This is a genomic window from Burkholderia sp. SJZ089, from assembly GCF_007828315.1.
Taxonomy (GTDB): Bacteria; Pseudomonadota; Gammaproteobacteria; order Burkholderiales; family Burkholderiaceae; genus Burkholderia; species Burkholderia gladioli.
The window spans coordinates 36,242-50,449 of sequence record NZ_VIUM01000010.1; the positions used below are offsets into that span (position 1 = coordinate 36,242).

At 67.0% G+C, this 14,208-nt stretch carries 10 protein-coding genes; 6 read left to right on the forward strand and 4 right to left on the reverse strand.

Features of this window, described 5'->3' with window-relative positions:
• Window positions 1–17 precede the first annotated feature (17 nt).
• The gene (locus tag FB600_RS19305; RefSeq protein ID WP_013696131.1) at window positions 18–428 is read left to right on the forward strand and encodes a general secretion pathway protein GspC; all 411 of its coding nucleotides are present in this window, start codon (window positions 18–20) and stop codon (window positions 426–428) included.
• A gap of 81 nt (window positions 429–509) precedes the next feature.
• On the opposite strand, the gene gspF is transcribed toward FB600_RS19305, so the two are convergent.
• Genes gspF through gspD form a run of 3 tightly spaced genes read right to left on the reverse strand, consistent with a single transcriptional unit; the run spans window position 510 to window position 5,594 of the window.
• The gene (gspF, locus tag FB600_RS19310; RefSeq protein WP_013696132.1) at window positions 510–1,727 is read right to left on the reverse strand and encodes a type II secretion system inner membrane protein GspF; all 1,218 of its coding nucleotides are present in this window, start codon (window positions 1,725–1,727) and stop codon (window positions 510–512) included.
• Window positions 1,728–1,731: 4 nt separating this feature from the next.
• The gene (gene gspE, locus FB600_RS19315) at window positions 1,732–3,213 is read right to left on the reverse strand and encodes a type II secretion system ATPase GspE (RefSeq protein WP_013696133.1); all 1,482 of its coding nucleotides are present in this window, start codon (window positions 3,211–3,213) and stop codon (window positions 1,732–1,734) included.
• Window positions 3,210–5,594, reverse strand: a complete 2,385-nt coding sequence (gene gspD, locus FB600_RS19320) for a type II secretion system secretin GspD (protein ID WP_233630336.1) — start codon at window positions 5,592–5,594, stop codon at window positions 3,210–3,212. The genes gspE and gspD overlap by 4 nt, the downstream gene beginning before the upstream one ends.
• A 369-nt stretch (window positions 5,595–5,963) precedes the next feature.
• Here gspD and FB600_RS19325 point away from each other — a divergent pair, with 369 nt between their 5' ends.
• Window positions 5,964–6,419 carry a lytic transglycosylase domain-containing protein gene (locus FB600_RS19325; protein WP_013696135.1) on the forward strand — a complete coding sequence of 152 codons (456 nt, stop codon included), beginning with the start codon at window positions 5,964–5,966 and terminating at the stop codon, window positions 6,417–6,419.
• A 296-nt stretch (window positions 6,420–6,715) separates the two neighbouring features.
• Window positions 6,716–8,014: a GTP-binding protein gene (locus FB600_RS19330; protein WP_145757275.1), complete on the forward strand. Its 1,299-nt coding sequence runs from the start codon at window positions 6,716–6,718 to the stop codon at window positions 8,012–8,014.
• Between the two features lie 156 nt (window positions 8,015–8,170).
• On the opposite strand, the gene FB600_RS19335 is transcribed toward FB600_RS19330, so the two are convergent.
• Window positions 8,171–8,449, reverse strand: coding sequence for an HU family DNA-binding protein (locus FB600_RS19335; RefSeq protein ID WP_006401505.1), 279 nt, complete (start codon window positions 8,447–8,449; stop codon window positions 8,171–8,173).
• A gap of 415 nt (window positions 8,450–8,864) precedes the next feature.
• Here FB600_RS19335 and mnmC point away from each other — a divergent pair, with 415 nt between their 5' ends.
• From mnmC to FB600_RS19355, 3 genes are all read left to right on the forward strand, one after another.
• Window positions 8,865–10,841, forward strand: a complete 1,977-nt coding sequence (mnmC, locus tag FB600_RS19340) for a bifunctional tRNA (5-methylaminomethyl-2-thiouridine)(34)-methyltransferase MnmD/FAD-dependent 5-carboxymethylaminomethyl-2-thiouridine(34) oxidoreductase MnmC (RefSeq protein WP_145757274.1) — start codon at window positions 8,865–8,867, stop codon at window positions 10,839–10,841.
• A 773-nt stretch (window positions 10,842–11,614) separates the two neighbouring features.
• Window positions 11,615–12,829 (forward strand): cation:proton antiporter, encoded by a 1,215-nt coding sequence (locus tag FB600_RS19350; protein WP_096749974.1) that lies wholly within the window; start codon window positions 11,615–11,617, stop codon window positions 12,827–12,829.
• A gap of 67 nt (window positions 12,830–12,896) precedes the next feature.
• Window positions 12,897–14,012 carry a YbdK family carboxylate-amine ligase gene (locus FB600_RS19355; RefSeq protein WP_017917940.1) on the forward strand — a complete coding sequence of 372 codons (1,116 nt, stop codon included), beginning with the start codon at window positions 12,897–12,899 and terminating at the stop codon, window positions 14,010–14,012.
• Window positions 14,013–14,208 lie beyond the last annotated feature (196 nt).

The window sequence follows — 14,208 nt, forward strand, 5'->3', positions numbered from 1 at the left end:
TCCGTACAATAGCCCGCATGAACGCGCTCTCGATCCGGATCCTATCCCTCGCCCTCTTCGCGGCCTTGTGCGCGACGGCCACCTACTGGGCCATCACGCTCTCGGCGCATCAGGCCCCGCTACCCGCCGCCGCCGCGCGCGCTCCCTTGCGCACGGAGGACGCTGCCGCGCTGTTCGGCGGGCAGCTCACGCACAACCCCGTGGAGGACATCCACCTGTTCGGCATCCTCGCGCTGCGCCAGGGCGCCGCCGCGATCGTCGGCATCGGCGGCGATCCGGCCCGCACCATCACGCTGGGCGGCGACATCTCCCAGGGCACCAAGCTCGCCGAGGTCCGCGCCCGCTCGATCGTGATCGACCGCAACGGCGCGCATGCCGAGATCTTCCTGCCGGCCAACACGCCCGGCCCCGCCATCTACGTGCGCTGAGCCGTTCCTTCCCATAACGCCTGTCACTGACGTTCATTCCGGCAACGGGTCGCGATCGCGGCCCGTTTCGCCTTGCATCCCTTACTGCACCATGTTGTTCAGCTCGATGATCGGCAGCATCACGGCCAGCACGATCACCAGCACGATGCCGCCCATCGCCAGGATCAGGAGCGGCTCGAGCAGGCTGGTCATGAACATGGTGCGGCGCTCGAGTTCGCGCGCCTCACCCTCGGCGGCGCGGTCGAGCATGGTGGTAACGTCGCCGGTGGCCTCGCCCGAGCGGATCAGGTGCACCAGCACCGGCGGGAACGTCTTCACGTGGTTGAGCGCGCGCGACAGCGAGGTGCCCTCGCGCACGCGCACGATCGCATCGTCGATATTGCCGCTCATGGCGCGGTTCGAGAGCGTCTCGCCGGCCGCCTGCAGCGCGCGCAGGATCGGCACGCCGGCTGCGGTCAGGATCGCCAGCGTGCTGGCGAAGCGCACCGTGTTGTAGCCGCGCACCAGCTTGCCGGCCAGCGGCGCGCCCAGCAGCCAGCGGTCGAAGGCCAGCCGCGGGCCGGCGCGCGAGAGCGTGGTCTTGACGATCCAGGCCAGCACCACCACGCCGATCAGCATCGCCCACCACCAGTGCCGCACGAAGTCCGACAGCGCCATCATCACGATGGTCAGGAAGGGTAACTGCTGCTTGGTGCTGGCGAACACGTTCACCACCTGCGGCACCACATAGCTGAGCAGGAAGGTGACGATGCCGAACGCGATCAGGGTGACGATGCCCGGATAGGTGAAGGCGAGCACGATCTTCTGCTTGAGCGCGTTGCGCTGCTCGATGTAGTCGGCCAGGCGCGACAGCACGATGCCGAGCTTGCCGGTGTGCTCGCCGGCCGATACCAGGGCGCGGTAGATCTCGGGGAAGTCGCGCGGATGCTCGGCCAGCGCGCTGGCCAGCGAATGGCCGCCCAGCACCTCGGCGCGGATCGCCGCCATCAGCTCGCGAATGTAGTCGCGCTCGGCCTGCTCGGTGAGCACCGCCAGCGATTCGCCGAGCGGCAGCCCGGCGGTCAAGAGGCTGGCGAGCTGGCGCGTGAGGATGGCCTGCTCGCGCTGCGAGAGCTTGCGGCCGATCGACAGGCGCTGCTTGCGCTGGCCGCGCGAGCGGCTCGCGGCCGGCTCGACCACCAGCGGCGTGAGACCCTGGCCGCGCAACTGGCCGCGCGCGGCACGCGCGCTGTCGGCCTCGATCACGCCCTTCTGGGGGCGGCCGCCGGAATCGATCGCTTCGAAACGGAATGCCGGCATCGCGCTACGCGCCTCCCGTCACGCGCAGCACTTCCTCTAGCGAGGTGTTGCCCTGCGCGAGCCAGCGCTCGGCGTCGTCGCGCAGCGTGCGCATGCCGTTCGAGCGGCCCGAGGCGAGGATTTCCGAATCGGGCGCGTTGCGGTGGACCAGCGAGCGGATCGCGTCGTCGATCACCAGCAGTTCATAGACGCCGCGCCGGCCCGTGTAGCCCGAATGGCCGCACTTCTCGCAGCCCACCGGGTGATAGATCACGCGGCCTTCCTCCTCGCGCGGTTCCTTGCAATGCGGGCAGAGCTGGCGCACCAGCCGCTGCGCCAGCACGCCGAGCAGCGAGGAGGCCAGCAGGTAGGGCTCCACGCCCATGTCGGTCAGGCGCGTGACGGCCGAGGCGGCGTCGTTGGTGTGCAGCGTGGCCAGCACCAGGTGGCCCGTCAGCGAGGCCTGCACGGCGATCTGCGCGGTTTCCAGATCGCGGATTTCGCCGATCATGATCACGTCCGGATCCTGGCGCAGGATCGAGCGCAGCGCGCGCGCGAAGCTCATGCCGATCCGCTCGTTCACCTGCGTCTGGCCGATGCCGGACAGGTCGTATTCGATCGGATCCTCGACCGTCATGATGTTGGTGGTGGCCGTCTCCAGCCGCGACATCGCCGCGTACAGCGTGGTGGTCTTGCCCGAGCCGGTCGGGCCGGTGACCAGCACGATGCCGTGCGGGCGGCCGATCAGCTTGTCGAACTGCACCAGGGTGTCGCGGCCCATGCCGAGCGCCTCGAGGTTCAGGCGCTGCGCGTCCTTTTCCAGCAGACGCAGCACGGCGCGCTCGCCGTGGCCGGTGGGCAGCGTCGAGACCCGCACGTCCACCGGGCGGCCGCCCACGCGCAGCGTGATGCGGCCATCCTGCGGCAGGCGTTTCTCGGCGATGTCGAGCTGCGCCATGATCTTGATCCGCGAGATCAGCGCGCCGTGCAGGGCCTTCTTGGGCCGCACCACGTCGCGCAGCGTGCCGTCGACGCGAAAGCGCACCACCGAGGCGTTCTCGAAGGGCTCGATGTGGATGTCGGAAGCCTGCTCGCGTGCGGCCTGGGTGAGCAGGGCGTTGATCATGCGGATGATCGGCGCGTCGTCCTCCGATTCCAGCAGGTCCTCGACTTCCGGGATGTCCTGCATCAGCCGCGACAGGTCGACCTCGCCTTCCACCTCGCCGACCACCTGCGCCGCGCTGCCGTCCTGGCGCGCATAGGCGGTGTTGATGGCCTGCGCGAGCTCGTCGGCCGGCAGCCGGCGCGCGCTCAGCGCGCCGAAATTGCGGGCCACCTCGGCCAGCGCGGCATCGGTGGTGCGATCGCTGATCCAGACCTCGATCGCCTCGCCGTCCTGCTGCGCGACCAGGATCTGGCCGGCCTTGGCGAAACCGTAGGGCAGCAGGCGAGCGGCGATCGCCGACGGCCCCTCGCTGGTCGCTGCATCGCGCACGGGCTCGTTCACGGCTGCGCTCCGGGCTGGCTGGTCAGGCCAGGCGTCGGCACCGGCGTGGTGACGGCGGGCGCGGGCATCGGCGCGGGGTTGATCGTCGGCGCCGCCGCCGCGGGAGGCGGTACGTTGGCCGGTGCGCGGCCGGGCGCGGCCGGATAACCGGGGGTGCGCGTCATGCGATCCAGGTCGAACAGGTTCGCCGCCGGTGCCCCGCCCTGGCTCGGGCCGAGCGGCATCGGCGGCGTGACCGGGTCGTCCTTGTCGCGGATCAGGTTGTTGTCGGACTTGTACGCGCCCTGCACGCCCTGGATGTAGTCGTAGCGATTCGCGGTGACGGCCTGGGTGGTGGCCTCGTCGCTGAGGATCACCGGGCGCAGGAACACCATCAGGTTGGTCTTCGAGCGTTGCTTGGCTTCCGAGCGGAACAGCTGGCCGATCCAGGGGATGTCGCCGAGCAGCGGCACCTTGTTGTTGCCGACCTGGTAATTGTCCTGCATCAGGCCGCCGAGCACGATGATCTCGCCGTTGTCGCACAGCACGGTCGACTGGATCGAGCGCTTGTTGAAGGTCGGCACGCCGACCTGGCTCGAACTGCTGCCGCTGCTCGTCGCGCTCGGCACCACCGAGGAATCCTCGGTGTAGATCTGCAGCTTCAGGATGCCGCCTTCGGTGATCTGCGGCTTGACGTGCAGGGTCAGGCCGACGTCCTGGCGATCGAAGGTGTTGAAGGCGTTGCTGTTGCTGCCGCTGGTGAGGTTCGCGTAGGAACCGGTGGCGATCGGCACGTTCTGGCCGACCACGATCCGCGCTTCCTCGTTGTCGAGCGTGACCAGGTTCGGCGTGGACAGGATGTTGGCGTCGTTCGAGCCCGAGAATGCCTGCAGCAGGGCGCCCAGGCCCGTGATGCCGAACATGTTCTTGAGCCAGCCGATGTTCAGGCCCGGCGACAGCGTAGCGGCCGCGGCCGCCGCGGAATTGACGCCATTCGGCAGCGAGGTGGTGGCCGCTGTCGCGGTCAGGTTCGTGATGGTGTTGCCGACGCCGTTGATGCCGCTGCCCAGCGAACTGCCCGCGTACAGCGCGTTGTTCGCCACCTGCCACTGAATGCCCAGGTTGGCCGAGGTGCTCGAGTTCAGCTCGACGATCAGCGCCTCGATATAGACCTGCGCGCGACGCTCGTCGAGCTGGTCGATCACGGCGCGCAGGTTGCGGTAGACCGGGTCCGAGGCGGTGATGATCAGCGAGTTGGTGGCCGAATCGGCCTGGATCATGCCGCCGGGCTGGTTGTCGTCGTTGCCGTTCTTGTTGCTGGAGAAATCGTCGCTCTTGCCGCCGCTGCCGCTGCCGTAACCGGTGCTCGAGCCCGAGCCCGACGAGGAGGACAGCGAGGAGGAGCCGGAAGGCAGGGGCGCGGTGCCGGCCGTGCCGGTCGAGAAGTTGCTGCCGCCGCCGGAGCCGCCGCCCTGATTGAACGAGTTCGCGTCGTTCGAGGAAGCCGAGCCGCCGCTGTCGCCCTTGCCGAGCATGCCGCGCAGCGTCTTGGCCAGCTTCACCGCGTCGGCGTTGCGCAGCCGCACCACGTGCATGTTGCCGGGCACCGCGCTGGGCGCGTCGAGCTGCGCCAGCAGGCGCCGCGCCGAGGCCAGGCGCGAGGCGTTCGAGGCGCGCAGCAGGATCGAGTTGGTGCGCGGGTCGGCCGATACGTTGACCTTCAGCGTCGCGTCGGTATTGCCGATCGAGCCCGGGTCGAGCAGCTTGCCGAGCTGGCTGGCGATGTCGATCGCGTTGGCGTTCTTGAGTGGCACCACCACCACCTGGGTGCCGGCCGCGTTGTCGACGCCGGCGATGATCTGCGCGATGCGACGCACGTTGTCGGCGTAGTCGGTGACCACCAGCGTGTTGTTGGCCGGGTAGGCGGTGACGGTGTTGTTCGGCGAGATCAGCGGACGCAGCACCGGCAGCAGGTTGTTGGCCGATTCGTTGTGCAGCTCGAACACCTGGGTGACGATCTGGTCACCGGTGGCGCGCGGGGTGTTGCCCACGTAGGTGGGCACGCCCTGCAGCTTGGCGTCGGCCTCGGGCACCACCTTCAGGACGCCGTGGTCCTGCAGCAGCGAGAAACCCTGCATGCGCAGCGCCGATTGCAGGGTCTTGAGCGCCTGGTCCTCGGGCACCGACTTCTCGGATACCAGGTTGAGCTGGCCCTTCACGCGCGGATCGACAATGATGGTCTTGCCCGTCGCCGCACCGATGGCCTTGGCGACCTGGTCGATGTCGGCATTGACGAAATTGAGCGTCACCTGGGCCTGCGCGAGGCCGATCTGCGAGGCGACGATTCCGGCGACGACGAGCGCTTTTGCAGCGCGCCGCATAGCAAAACGAGTGGTTGTCATGAGGGTGGGTAATCGATGCCGGGTAAGGCCGTATCCGACGATATAGCGTGATTGCACTTAGCAAAAAACGGACATTAGCAGCTTTTCGTGTCCGAAATATCACATCGGACCGAGAGCGTTCTCACTTTTTTCAACAAAGCCGCCAGGCCCGATCGCGGCGCCATTTCGTTCGCAAGATTTCGCAAGATTTCGGAATGAAAACCAAGGAAAACCGGGCGACCGAAGCGGGGAACCATGCGCATCGGACGGTGGCACAAGGCGGCGAGGCCCCGGTATGATACGGGCGGCGCGCTAGCGGCGCGCAATTTCCGTGTTGGGGGTTTTCCCACCCCGAACTCCCGTATTTGCTGCTATTCGGAAGGCTTCCTAATGCAAATTAGGTGTTTTCTTATTGTCGTGTCGCTTGCCGCCGCGGGTTTCAGTGCCCCCGCGCGGGCCGACTGCTATGACGAGGCGGCCAAGTACCAGAAGGTCAATCCCCTGATCCTGCGTGCCATCGCGTGGCAGGAATCCCACAACACACCCGATGCGATCAACCGTAATGCGAACGGTTCGACCGATTACGGGATCATGCAGATCAACTCGATCCATCTGTCGCGGCTGGCCCAGTACGGCATCACCAAGGACACCCTGATGCAGCCGTGCAAGAACGTCTATATCGCCGCCTGGCACCTGCGCCAGAAGATGAACAAGTACGGCAATACCTGGGCGGCGATCGGCGCTTACCACTCCGAAACACCGCCGCTGCGGGACAAGTACGCGCACCAGATCGCGGCGATCCTGTCCAAGTGGCGCCTGCTGCCGGCCGAGAACGAGCCGCGCTGAAACACGCCGAGGCGCGTGCGCCCGGCTCGCCGATCGGCGGTTTGCGCATCCCTGCCTGTTTAGCGGGGCCAGCCGCGATTTTACCGAACCCCATCTGCTTCCCGGCCAGGCTCCCGCCGCCTGCTATTTAGATATGGCGAACCGGCCGTTTGGGGCCTCGCGCCCGACGCCCCAGCCCGGCGCGGGCGGGCCCAGCCGCGTTTGATGCACAATGCGGCTTTCACGCCGCCGTGCGCGCGAGCCTCGTTTCGCCGCGCCGGCCGCCGCTTCCGCCACTTTCCAGGGTACGCACCGCCATGAACCAGCCCCTGCCCGTCACCGTGCTGTCCGGCTTTCTCGGCGCCGGCAAGACCACGCTGTTGAACCACGTCCTCGCCAATCGCGAGGGCCTGCGCGTGGCGGTGATCGTCAACGACCTGGCCGAGGTCAATATCGACGCCGCGCTGGTCGAGGATCGCGCCACCCTCTCGCACGTCGAGGAGCGGCTGGTCGAGATGTCCAACGGCTGCATCTGCTGCACGCTGCGCGACGACCTGCTGGTCGAGATCCGCCGGCTCGCGGCCGAGCAGCGCTTCGACGCGATCCTGGTCGAATCGACCGGCGTGGCCGAGCCGATGCCGATCGCCGAAACCTTCGGCTTCGTCGATGACGAGGGCGAGCCGCTCGGCGATATCGCGCGGCTCGACACCATGGTCACCGTGGTCGACGCCTTCAATTTCCTGCGCGATTACGGCTCCGACGAGGGCCTGGCCGACCGCGGCCTGGCCGAGGGCGATGACGATCGCCAACTGGTCGAGTTGCTGATCGAGCAGATCGAGTTCTGCGACGTGCTGGTGATCAACAAGGCCGACCTCGTCGCGGCGGACGAACTCGCGCGCCTGCAGACGATCCTGGCCAGCCTCAACCCGCGCGCGCGACAACTGGTGAGCCGCTTCGGCGCGGTGCCGCTGCGCGAGGTGATCGACACCGGCCTGTTCGATTTCGAGGCCGCCGCCAACGCGCCGGGCTGGCTCGCCTCGCTCGAGCATCGCCACCAGCACGATCACGAACACGGAGAAGATTGCGGCGAGGATTGCGGGCACGCGCACGCGGCTGGCGAGTTCGGCATCGGCAACTTCGTCTATCGCGCGCGCCGACCGTTTCATCCGCAACGTTTCTGGACCCTGCTGCACGACGAATGGCGGGGCGTGCTGCGCAGCAAGGGCTTCTTCTGGCTGGCCACGCGCAACGATATCGGCGGCTCGCTCTCGCAGGCGGGCGGCGTCTGCCGGCACGGGCCGGCCGGGCTCTGGTGGGCCGCGCAGGACCGCGCCGAATGGCCCGACGACGATCCGGCGCTGCTCGAGGAGATCGCCGCCGATTGGCATGGCGCGCCCGACGACGACAGCATCGGCGACCGCCGCCAGGAACTGGTGCTGATCGGCATCGGCCTGGACGCCGCGCAATGGCGCGCGAAATTCGACGCCTGCCTGCTCGACGATGCCGAATACGCGGCCGGCGTGGAAGCCTGGCGCGCGCTGCCCGATCCGTTTCCGTCCTGGGACCTCGACGAGCACGACGATCACGACGACGAGGAAATCGTCCATCGCCACTGAAACGGGCGCTTTCGAGGCCCGCCTCGGTCGATGGTCAAGCTTGGTCAAATCGGGGAAAAGCGTCGCGCAAACACGTCATTCCAGCGCCCGCGAGGCTTCCTCGGGACGAAAAAAAACCCGCCGCGAGGCGGGTTTTTCCGTTCACAAACGCTGGACTCAGCGCTTGTTCACTGCATCCTTGAATGCCTTGCCAGCCGTGAACTTGACGGTCTTGGCTGCCGGAATCTTGATGGTTTCGCCCGTCTTCGGGTTGCGGCCGGTACGTGCTGCACGCTTACCCGAGCCGAAGCTGCCGAAGCCGATCAACTGAACCGCGTCGCCTTTCGACACGGCCTTCTTGATCACCTCGAGGAGCGTGTCCAGCGTTTCGCCGGTTTGAGCCTTGCTGGCGCCCGTCTGTGCGGCGACGGCGTCGATCAGTTCCTGTTTGTTCATTAAGGTTCCTTTCTCAGGTTAAGTTGACACGAACAGCGCGGACGCGCCGATTATACGTGCGCAGGCCGTAGCATCGCAGTTCGCGGCGACGACCAGGCGCATCCGGACCGCGCCGCGCCTGGTACCCGCGGGTGAGCCCTGAGGCGCTTCCGCAGTACGGCGCTTGCTATGATAGCGCAGCGCAAACCCAATAACGACAAGGGTTTCAAAGATTTTCATCCGGATTTTGCCGGATCTTCAGGCCGTTGCCCGCATTTTTGCCGCGTGGCGACCAGCGTTGTCAAGCGCCGCAAGCGAGCCTTCGGAGCCGACGTTGGTTTTTGCCAACGCCAGGCTGGGCGCGGCTTTGGCGGCTCCGGCCAGGTGTTGCAGCGCATTTGCCCGGGCCCTTCGCCGGCCCTTTCGATTGTTTCGCATGACCGACCGACTCGCTCCCGCCACGCTCGTCTTTCGCGAAGACGGCACGCTCGTTTCCCCCGCCTACGGCGATATCTACCATAGCGCGGCCGGCGCGCTCGCCCAGGCCGAGCACGTGTTCCTGCGCGGCAACCGCCTGCCCGAACGCTGGCGCGGGCGTCGCCACTTCACCATCGTCGAGACCGGCTTCGGCACCGGCTGCAACTTCCTAGCGACCTGGGCCGCCTGGCGCGCGGATCCTTCGCGCAGCGAGCGGCTGCATTTCGTCTCGGTCGAGAAACATCCATTCTCGCGCGATGACTTGCGCAAGGCCGCTCGCCATATCGTTGCGGGCACAACCATCGATGCGAGCCTCGTCGACGAACTCGCCGATGCCTGGCCGATGCTCACGCCGGGGCTGCATCGCGTCGAACTCGATGCGGGGCGCGTGGTGCTGACGCTCGCCTTCGGCGATGCGCGCGAGATGCTGCCCTCGCTGGTGCTGCGTGCCGATGCGTTTTATCTCGATGGTTTCGCGCCCTCGCGCAACGCCGAACTCTGGTCCGTCGAGGTGTTCCGCGCGCTGGCGAAACTGGCCGACGAACACGCCAGCTTCGCCACCTACACGAGCGCCGGCGATGTGAAACGAGCACTGGAAAACGCGGGCTTTTCGTATCGCAAGGTGGCGGGATTCGCGGGCAAGCGCGCGATGCTGGTCGGCGAATTCGCGCCGCGCTGGAAGCTGCGTCGACACGAGCCGCCACGCGCCTTCGACGCCGATACGCGCGACGCGATCGTGATCGGCGCGGGCCTGGCAGGTTGCGCGCTGGTCGAGCGTCTCGCCGCGCGCGGCTGGCGAGTCACGCTGATCGATCGACATGCCGAACTCGCGAGCGAAGCCTCGGGCAATCGCGCCGGCGTGTTCCATCCGCTGGTCGCGATCGACGACAACTTCGGCGCGCGGCTCTCGCGTGCCGGTTATCAATACGCGCTGTCGCGATGGCGCGCGTTCGAAGCGGCCGGACATGCGTTCTCGCGTAGTCGCGAAGGCCTGCTGCAACTCGCCTGCGACGAGCCGGAATTCATGCGCATGCAGGCCGCCGCCGATGCGCTGGGCATGCCCGATGAACTGGCCTCGCTGCTCTCGCGCGAGCAGGCCAGCGAGCAACTGGGTAGCGAAACCGCGCAAGGTGGATGGTTCTTCCCGCAAGGCGGCTCGCTCGATCCGACGAAACTGGTCGCGGCCGCCTGCGCGATGGCGGGCGAGCGGCTCACGCGGCTGGCGAACGTGGAGGTCGCGCGCCTCGTGCCGCGCGAGGGCGGCGGCTGGCTCGCGCTCGACGCGAACGGCGCGACACTGGCCTCGGCCGCGGTGGCGATCGTCGCGAACGCGGCCGATGCGCCGCGCCTGGCCGGCTTGCGACATGCGCCGGTACAGCAGGTGCGCGGCCAACTGAGCATGCTGCCGGCAGGCAGCGCACCCAAGGTCGCGCTGCCCGTGATCGGCGACGGCTACCTGATCCCGTTCGCCGACGGCAGCGCGCTGACCGGCGCGACCTACGAGCCCGACGACCTCGATCCCATCCCGCGCGAAGCCGGCCATCGAGAGAACCTCGTCCGGCTCGCCGCGCTGCTGCCTCACGCCCAGGTCGATTCCAACATGCTCGCCGATCCTGCCTCGCTGAAAGGCCGAGTCGCGTTCCGCTGCGTGGCCGGCGATCGCCTGCCGCTGGCGGGCGCGCTGGGCGACGAAGCCGCCGCGGCCGCCCATGCTCGCGCCTTGTCGGGCGCGCAGCCACGTGACCTGCCGCGCGCGGCAGGTCTCTACGGCGCCTTCGGATTTGGTTCGCGCGGCTTCGTCTGGGCCTGGCTGGCCGCCGAGCTGATCGCCTCGCAACTGGAGGGCGAACCCTGGCCGATCGAGCGCGAGTTGGCCGAGGCGATCGATCCCGCGCGCTTCCTGCTGCGCGCGCTACGCCAGGGCCGCGTCGGCTGAGCCAACCGGGCGGCGTTCGTCCGCCCGTCATTTCCATTGCATCCAATGCTTTTCCGAGCGGCGCCGGCCGAGGCAGGCCCGCGCCCGCCCGCCGCGAGCCACAGTATTTTTTGCACGTCAACACAGCGGCCACGGCAGGTTATCCACCCGAATCTGTGGATAAGCGCGCGAATTGCCTGCGGGTTGTCTGTGCAAGCACAGTGAACGTAAACGGGGTAACTTGGCCTCGCCGCACAGCACAGCAAAAGTTGCTCTGTGAATCCCTGTGCGCACGCACAGCCTGTGCGAGTGCTTATGATTTTCCCAAGCCCATGAATCTGTGAGGTTTACCGGAGTTATCCACAGAAAAGGCATGCCTTTGTTAACTTCTACTATGTATACATACAGGTAAACCTTTGGATATAACCCCGAGCCATCAGCCGGGCGGCCAGGCACCGGACAAATCCGATCCGGATCGAAATAGATGTGGCACAATCGGACACCTTCGCGCCGCACCGGCATGCCACCGGCGCGGCACCCACGGAACAGTTATTGCGGATCGGAATCTGAGGATGAGAGATCGCGCTGTTTCCTTCACACCCCAGGCCGACGATCAGATCGGCCATGTCCCGAGCGGCAAGTCCACCCGCCGCGAATCGGGCAGCCCCGTGTCCTGACGCCCAGACCAGCGAACACACCGATCACGGGGCAATCAGCCGCCAGCGCGCCCACTCGTTCGACATGCTCGACCCCGCGTCGCTGCCGGTTGCCTTCGAATAGGAGAAGTCACCACGATGAAGTCGGCGTTCTCGTTTCTACCGAATTGGCCGCTCGTTCCCGACGCCGTGTTCTGGGCCGGGATTGCGCTGTTTGCCGCCGGCCTGTGCGGCGAGCTCTGCTACCGGGCCTGGCGCCTGCCGCGCGTGACCGGTTATGCGGTGATCGGCCTGATCGCCGGCTCGGCCGGCTTCGGCGCGATCGACGCGAGCAGCAGCGACAGCGCGCGACTGTTGATCAACGTCGCGCTCGGCCTGCTGCTGTTCGAGCTCGGCAACCGGCTCGACCTGCGCTGGATCCGCCGCAACCCCTGGCTGATCGCCACCAGCGTGGCCGAGGCGACGCTGACCTTCGCCCTGGTGCTGACCGTGCTGCTGGTGCTCGGCGTGCCGGCGATGGTGTCGATCGTGCTGGCCGCCATCGCGGTGGCCACCTCGCCCGCGATGGCGATCCAGCTCAAGACCGAGCTGCGCGCGGAAGGGCAGGTCTCGCAACGGCTGCTCACGCTGACGGCGCTCAACAGCGTCTATTCGGTGGTGCTCACCAAGCTGCTGACCAGCTGGCTGCACCAGGAGGAATACGGCAACGTGTTCGCCACCATCCTCCAGCCGATCTACCTGATCGCCGGTTCGCTGATCCTGGCCTACCTGCTGGCGCGCGCCTGCCGCTACCTGTTCCGCCACATCGCGCCGGCGATGCGCGACGAGCATTCCTTCGTCGCCCTGTTCGGCCTGGTGGTGCTGGCCATCGCGGTCGCCCAGGCGCTCAAGCTCTCGACCGTGCTGACCCTGCTGCTGGCCGGCATCATCGTGAAGAACCTCGAGGTGCGCCCGCAGCTCTGGCCCGAGCACTTCGGCACCGCCGGCTGGCTGCTGACCGTGATCCTGTTCGTGCTGACGCTGACCTCGTTCACCTGGCACGACCTCGCCACCGGCGGGCTGGTGGCGGTGGTGCTGATCCTCACGCGGCTGGTCGCCAAGCTGGTGGGGGTGGTCGCCTTCGCGAAGAAGAGCGGCATCAACGTCAAGCAGGGCGTCGCGCTCGGCTTGTCGCTGGCGCCGATGTCGGCGCTCGCCTACCTCCTGGTCGACGACACCTACCAGGCCTATCCGAATTTCGACCCGCACCTGCGCGCGGTCGTGATGTGCTCGATCGTTCTGCTGCAGCTGGTCGGTCCGCTGTTCGTCTACCGCAGCCTGTCGGCTGTCGGCGAACGACGCGACGAAAGCTGACCGGCGCGGCCGCCGCCCTGCGTCGAGACGGCGGCGGCCGTGCCCAACCCGTTATCCGGAATTCGCCATGGCACTCGAAACCTTCAACAATTCCGAGCCGTTCACCTTCGGCGTCGAACTCGAAATCCAGATCGTCAACACTCACAACTACGATCTGACCAAAGCGGCTTCCGACCTGATGCGCCTGGTCGAGAACGAGCCGCACCCGGGCAACATCACGCCCGAAATCACCGAGAGCATGATCGAGCTGTCGACCGGCATCTGCCATTCGCACGAGCAGGCCCTGAGCGAACTGCATGCGATCCGCGACGTGCTGGTCAAGGCGGCCGACCATCTCAACGTCGGGCTGTGCGGCGGCGGCACCCACACCTTCCAGCAATGGAGCGAGCGGCAGATCTACGACGCGCCGCGCTTCCAGTACCTGTCCGAGCTGTACGGCTACCTGGCCAAGCAGTTCACGGTGTTCGGCCAGCACGTGCACATCGGCTGCCCCGACGCGGACAGCGCGTTGTTCCTGTTGCACTCGATGTCGCGCTACATCCCGCACTTCATCGCGCTGTCGGCCTCCTCGCCCTATGTCCAGAATGTGGACACCGGCTTTCATTCGGCCCGCCTCAATTCGGTGTTCGCCTTCCCGATGTCGGGCCGCGCGCCCTATACGCTGACCTGGGACGGCTTCGAGGAGTACTTCTCGAAGATGGTCAACACGGGCGTGGTCAACAGCATGAAGGACTTCTACTGGGACATCCGTCCCAAGCCCGGCTTCGGCACGATCGAGGTGCGCGTGATGGATACGCCGCTGTCGGTCGACCGCGCGGCGGCGATCGCCTGCTACATCCAGACGCTGGCGCGCTACCTGCTGCTCGACAAGCCGCTCACGCTGTCCGAGGACGATTACCTGGTCTATACCTTCAACCGCTTCGAGGCCTGCCGCTTCGGCCTGGACGGCACCTGCGTGAACCCGCAGACGGGCGAGCGGCGCACCATCGCCGAGGACATCCTCGACACGCTCGACAAGCTCGCCCCGCACGCGGCCGCGCTCGGCTCGCGCGCCGCGCTCGACGAGGTGGGCGCGCTGGCCAAGGCGCGCGTGAACGACGCTTCCTGGCTGCGCACCGTTTTCAAGCAGGAAAAATCGCTCAACGAGACGGTGCGACAACAGTGCTTGCGCTGGCGCGAATGAAAAAGACTATTTCCGCCATCGGCTGTACTGGCGCAAAGCGATACCGACTGTCCGTCCTGACCGAACAAAGGTAGTAGTCGCAAACAATTCGCCTGGCGCGCTTGTGGATAACCGGGACTTTCCCAGCAAAGTCAAGGCTCTGCGAGCGCCGCCGGGCGCCCCGCGCAAGGCCCGCGGCGGCGCGTTGTTTGTCGAA

Bases quoted from the DNA above. Each gene is read 5' to 3' on its own strand.
- FB600_RS19330 (WP_145757275.1), top strand. From the start codon at position 6,716: ATGAACCAGCCCCTGCCCGTCACCGTGCTGTCCGGCTTTCTCGGCGCC.
- mnmC (WP_145757274.1), top strand. From the start codon at position 8,865: ATGACCGACCGACTCGCTCCCGCCACGCTCGTCTTTCGCGAAGACGGC.
- FB600_RS19350 (WP_096749974.1), top strand. From the start codon at position 11,615: ATGAAGTCGGCGTTCTCGTTTCTACCGAATTGGCCGCTCGTTCCCGAC.
- FB600_RS19355 (WP_017917940.1), top strand. From the start codon at position 12,897: ATGGCACTCGAAACCTTCAACAATTCCGAGCCGTTCACCTTCGGCGTC.
- gspD (WP_233630336.1), bottom strand. From the start codon at position 5,594: ATGACAACCACTCGTTTTGCTATGCGGCGCGCTGCAAAAGCGCTCGTC.
- FB600_RS19335 (WP_006401505.1), bottom strand. From the start codon at position 8,449: ATGAACAAACAGGAACTGATCGACGCCGTCGCCGCACAGACGGGCGCC.
- gspF (WP_013696132.1), bottom strand. From the start codon at position 1,727: ATGCCGGCATTCCGTTTCGAAGCGATCGATTCCGGCGGCCGCCCCCAG.
- FB600_RS19325 (WP_013696135.1), top strand. From the start codon at position 5,964: ATGCAAATTAGGTGTTTTCTTATTGTCGTGTCGCTTGCCGCCGCGGGT.
- FB600_RS19305 (WP_013696131.1), top strand. From the start codon at position 18: ATGAACGCGCTCTCGATCCGGATCCTATCCCTCGCCCTCTTCGCGGCC.